The sequence below is a fragment of the Helicobacter apodemus genome (assembly GCF_000765745.2).
GTDB lineage: Bacteria > Campylobacterota > Campylobacteria > Campylobacterales > Helicobacteraceae > Helicobacter_D > Helicobacter_D apodemus.
In genome coordinates, this window is the sequence record NZ_JRPC02000095.1 from 1 (window position 1) to 1,040 (window position 1,040).

At 34.8% G+C, this 1,040-nt stretch carries 1 pseudogene; it reads right to left on the minus strand.

Features of this window, described 5'->3' with window-relative positions:
• Positions 1-1,040, minus strand: a pseudogene (locus LS72_RS11110) (hypothetical protein); the annotation flags it as partial.

Sequence of the window (1,040 nt, forward strand, 5' to 3'; positions counted from 1 at the left end):
CAGAGTTAGTAATGTTTAAAGGAGCATTACCACTAGAGCTAATATTACCTGCAATAGTAGAAGAACCCGAATTGGTAATATTAAGAGGAGAATCACTAGCATTAGAAACGGAACCACTTAGGGTTGAAGCAATGGTTTTAGTAACTCCATTAGTAGTTACAACTCTATCTTCATTTTTAATACCCCCTGCAAAGTTAGCTCCTTTTTCTATCTTTATATCCCCTGCTATGCTTCCCCCTTGATTTACAATACCTCCTTCTATTTTAGCATTACTTCCCATTGTAATATTTCCACCCATTACAGATTGATTGGTAATAGCTTTACCCCCTTTTAATGTTCCTTGAATATCAATATTACCTGTAAATTTATATTGTGGGTTTGCATCAATTGCAATGGCTGAATGATTATCTCCTCCTTGTAGGATTCCTCCTTCTTTGATAACAAGGTTTTCTATGGAAGGCAAAACTCTCCCTCCACCAATTCTTATGCCATCTTCTCCTGCCTTTAAGAGACCTTTATTTTCGATAGTAATGTTTTCAATCTTTGAATTCTCAGGACGACCTCCAGCATTGAAAAAATGAATAATATTTTTCTTAGCCTCTATAGTGCCTGAAACTTTGAGATTTTTTATAAAACCTGTTTCAACTAGAATTCCATAATTTCCACCTTTAATGGTTCCAGAGTTATTGAGATTTTCAATGGTTGGAATACTGCTATAAGTACTAGTCATTATACCCGCTATTGCATTATCGCTTAATTCAATTAATCCTTTGTTGTCAATCGTAGCGATATGGGGAATGTTACTATTAAGGCCACCGAATATAAAAATTCCTACTCTCCCACCTTTTAATGTTCCTGTATTGAGGAGAGTTTGTATATTAGACTTATTTTTGACAGAGATAGAGGCACCTACATTATTAGTATATATATTACCAGTAGGTTCTGCTTGTATCACCCCACTATTACTCAAATTAGTTACATTTCCCGTAACATGAACACCAGTTGCACTCCCTTTAATAGTTCCACTATTACTAAAATTA